The organism is Mycobacterium attenuatum, assembly GCF_900566085.1.
GTDB lineage: Bacteria > Actinomycetota > Actinomycetes > Mycobacteriales > Mycobacteriaceae > Mycobacterium > Mycobacterium attenuatum.
In genome coordinates, this window is the sequence record NZ_UPHT01000117.1 from 1 (window position 1) to 4,137 (window position 4,137).

Annotated in this window: 4 protein-coding genes; 2 read left to right on the forward strand and 2 right to left on the reverse strand. The window is 68.1% G+C overall.

Annotated features, from left to right (window positions below; translation table 11 throughout):
- Positions 1-1,133: PE family protein (locus tag EET13_RS18905; protein WP_136623201.1), on the reverse strand; the 1,133-nt coding region annotated here is incomplete at its 3' end.
- A gap of 834 nt (positions 1,134-1,967) precedes the next feature.
- Positions 1,968-2,396: a CBS domain-containing protein gene (locus EET13_RS18915; RefSeq protein WP_122443726.1), complete on the reverse strand. Its 429-nt coding sequence runs from the start codon at positions 2,394-2,396 to the stop codon at positions 1,968-1,970.
- Between the two features lie 150 nt (positions 2,397-2,546).
- Here EET13_RS18915 and EET13_RS18920 point away from each other — a divergent pair, with 150 nt between their 5' ends.
- A complete protein-coding gene (locus EET13_RS18920) occupies positions 2,547-3,389 on the forward strand; it encodes a ribonuclease Z (protein ID WP_122443727.1) in 843 nt (280 codons plus the stop codon).
- 92 nt (positions 3,390-3,481) lie between these two features.
- On the forward strand, positions 3,482-4,137 hold a 656-nt coding region (locus tag EET13_RS18925), incomplete at its 3' end, for a PE family protein (protein WP_136623202.1).

The window sequence follows — 4,137 nt, forward strand, 5'->3', positions numbered from 1 at the left end:
AAGCCGAACAGCCCAGCCGCGCCACCGCTTCCACCGGCCCCGCCGTTCCCTCCGTTAGCTCCGTAACCGCCGACTTGAGAACCCGACCCGCCGTACCCGCCAGCCCCACCAGATCCACCGGTCCCACCGTCTCCGCCTATGAGTCCACCGTTTCCGCCGTTGCCAGCGCTTCCCCCGGCACCGCCGCTGCCGCCATCACCTTCGTTTTGCAGGCTTGACCCGCCGTGCCCGCCGGCCCCGCCGATTGCGCTGTAGAAGGGATTGGCCCCGCCGGCGCCGCCTGCACCGCCGTTTCCGCCGTTGCCGATGAGTCCGGCTGCTCCGCCGTTTCCGCCGTTGCCTGCGATGCCGCCACATTCGGGATTGGTCCCGCCTGCCCCGCCTGCACCGCCGTTGCCAGCCAGTAAGCCCCCCTGGCCGCCGGCACCGCCGTTTCCGCCGAACAAGCCGTTACCCCCGGCGCCGCCTGCGCCGCCGTCGCCGATGAGTCCGGCTGCTCCGCCGTTTCCGCCGTTTCCGCCACTGCCTGCGGTACCGCCGCCTGCGCCCGCTGCGCCGCCGACGCCGCCGCCGCCAACCAGTAATCCGCCGTGGCCGCCGGTGCCGCCGTTCGCGCCGGTTCCGCCGGCTCCGCCGGCTCCGCCGTGGCCGAAGAGTCCGGCCGCGCCGCCGTTGCCGCCGTTTTGGCCTGCTGCCCCGGATCCGCCGTTGCCGCCATTGCCCCACAGCCATCCGCCGGCCCCGCCGTTTTGGCCGGTCCCATTGAGCCCGTTGACGCCATTACCGATCATCGGACGCCCCAGCAGCCACTCGCTGTCGGCGTTGGCGGTGTTGATTGCATTCTGCGCGGCGTTGTCGATCTCGGTGGCCCAGTATTTCTCGGTGCTTCCGTTGAGCAGGTCAACGAATTGTTGGTGGAGCCATTCGTAGTGTTTGCTCAATGCCTGCCAAGCCTGGCCGTGGCTCGTCAATATGGCTGTCAATCCCGCCGACACCTCGTCAGCACCGGCGCTCAGTAGCTTTGTGGTGGGGATGGCCGCGGCAACGGCTGCCTCGCTGAACACCGAACCGATTGCAGCTAAATCGGTTGCGGCGCATTCCAATGCTTGCGGCACAATGGTCACATATGACACAACTCATCCTGTAGGCTCTGCCCCCGCCGCCAAGGTGGTCTCGACAATAGCGTTCGAGAACATCTGATCAGGAATTGGGTGGCCGAACATGGCGTCCTGACTTTTGTCGCGGGTGCAAGCGGCTCATTGGCGAAACTTATCCAACCGACAAATACCGTTAGTCAGTTGATCGGCCAATCCCAAAAGCGAGAGCTAATTCTCGCTCAGGCTCGCCCGTGGCGGCAATCGGCGCAGTTGGTTTTGGCGCTCGGCGCTATGCTCGCTCCGCTCGTCTCGGTCGGCTCGGTCGGCTCGGTGGCCCCGCCGCCGGGTTGCGTACCGAATACTCCTGGCGTTACGGCGACCAACCATCGCGACTGTAACCCCACGGCGAAATTCCACACGATTTTTCGCCGTGGCGTTCCGCTGGGAAGGCTGGCCCCAGGGGCTGGCTGTCACGAGACGGCGCCAGCGCACCAACCAAGACAACGTGCGCGCTCCACTACGCAGCGGCGGGACAACACCTCAAAGGTGCACTGCCCCTTGTCTTTCCGCACAATTTGCCGCGCAATGCGGCCACTGCGGCTGCCCTTCCCGGCGGTGTCGGCGCCCTTACCGATTGGGCATCGACGATCCCGGCGCTGGCCATCGGGTGGCCCCCGGCGCCGTCGCACCCCGCCTCGCGCAGCGCGTCGTGGATTCGGTCGGTGACGCCGTTCATACATCCAGGCCTTGACGTATCAGGACACCGTCTTCCACGGCGGAAAGTCATGCGGCAGTTGACGTCACGCGCAACCGATGCGGTCACGAAGACGCGCCGACACCTTCCCAAACACGTGCTGAGGCTGGGCCTGGCTAGCCCTGCGTGATGTAGGACTGCAGCTGCTGCTGTTCGGCCTCGAGTTCCTGCATCCGGGTCTTCACCACATCACCGATGCTGACGATGCCGATGAGCTTCTTGCCGTCGAGCACCGGTACGTGACGCACCCGGTTATTGGTCATCAGCACGCTCAGGCTGTCTACCGTGTCCGATTTCGTGCAGGTGGCGACATCGCTGGTCATGATCTTGGAGACCGGACGAGACAACACGCTGGCGCCGTGGGCGTGCAACTCGCGTACCACGTCGCGTTCCGACACGATGCCGACGACACCTTCCGCGCCGACCACCACCATCGCGCCGATATTCTGCTCGGCCAGGCCCGCAAGCAGTTCCCGCACTGTCGCGTCGGGATTGATCGTCACCACCGCCGCCCCCTTGTTCCGCAAGACGTCCGCGATCCGCATTGAGGCCTCCCGCCGGTTGTGACCCGATTCACACCAGGCTACGGCTAACGAGCGCGGCGGGAAAGCCGCCACCCCAACGCGACGGCGGCCCGCCGCGCGAATCGCCGGGTTGCGCCGCCGCGCACGGCCCCGCCTGGTAAGGATGTGGCCATGATCGAGATCACCTTGCTGGGAACCGGCAGCCCCATTCCCGACCCGAACCGGGCCGGACCGGCGACGTTGGTGCGGGCCGACGGACAGGTGTTCTTGATTGATTGCGGGCGCGGTGTCCTGCAACGCGCCGCGGCGGTCGGCGTAGGCGCCGCGGGCTTGTCGGCCCTGCTGCTGACCCATCTGCACAGCGACCACATCGCCGAGCTCGGCGACGTGATCATCACCAACTGGGTCACCAACTTCGCTCCCGCTCCCCCGCCGCTGCAGATCATCGGGCCGCCGGGCACCGCCGAGGTGGTGGCGGCGATGCTGCAGGCCTTCGGACACGACATCGGCTACCGCATCGCCCACCACGCTGATCTCGACGCACCGCCTCCGGTCGAGGTTCACGAATACACCGACGGCACCGTGTGGGACCGCGAGGGAGTGACGATCCGGGTGGCACCCACCGATCACCGGCCGGTGGCGCCGACCATCGGGTTCCGCATCGAATCCGGTGGCGCGTCGGTGGTGCTGGCCGGTGACACCGTGCCCTGCGCCGGCCTGGACGAGCTAGCCGCGGGCGCAGACGCGTTGGTACACACCGTTATTCGAAAGGACATCCTGGCGAATGTCCCGCAACAGCGGGTCAAGGACGTCTGTGACTACCACTCGTCGGTGCAGGAGGCGGCCGCGACCGCCCGGCGAGCCGGGGTGGGGACACTGGTGATGACGCACTACGTGCCGGCCCTCATGGCAGGCCAGGAGGAGCAGTGGCGGGCCTTGGCCGCCACCGAGTTCAGCGGAACGATCGAACTCGGCGACGATCTGCACCGAGTCGAGGTGCACGCGCGCCACTAGCGGGGCCGCAATCGCGCATTTCGGACATCGGTCGCGATACGATCCAGGCGCCGGCCAGTGGTCTTGATCTCGCTCGATCTCAGAGGTGCGCCATGTCGTATGTGATCGCAGGCCCGGCGGCTATCGCTGCGGCGGCCACCGACTTGACCGGTATCGGTTCGACGATCAGCCACGCCAACATGAACGCAGCGGCCGTGACGGCCGGCGTGCCGGCGGCCGCCGCTGATCAGGTATCAGCAGCCGTCGCGGCGTTCTTCGGGGCGCAGGCTCAGGGTTATCAGGCCATCAGCGCCCAGATGTCGGCGTTTCACGATCAGCTGGCGCAGGCCCTGTCCGCCGGCGGGGCGGCCTATGCCGGTACCGAGGCGGCCAGCGCCCAGAACCTGCTCGACCTGATCAACGCGCCCGCCCTGGCGCTGTTTGGCCGCCCGTGGATCGGCAACGGCACCGACGGTGGAACCGTCGGCGGAATTGGGCAGCCCGGCGGGCCGGGCGGTCTGCTCTACGGCAACGGCGGCCGGGGTGGCGACAGCACACTGGCCGGAGTCGCCGGCGGTAGCGGCGGGGCCGCCGGCCTCATCGGTAACGGCGGCACCGGCGGCACCGGCGGCACCGGCGGCAGCGGCGGGTTGGGCGGCAACGCCTTCCTCATCGGCGGCGGCGGCGGCGGGGGGACCGGCGGTGCGGCCGTCGGCAGCGGGTTCGCGGGCAGCGGCGGCAACGGCGGGTTGGGCGGCCTGCTATATGG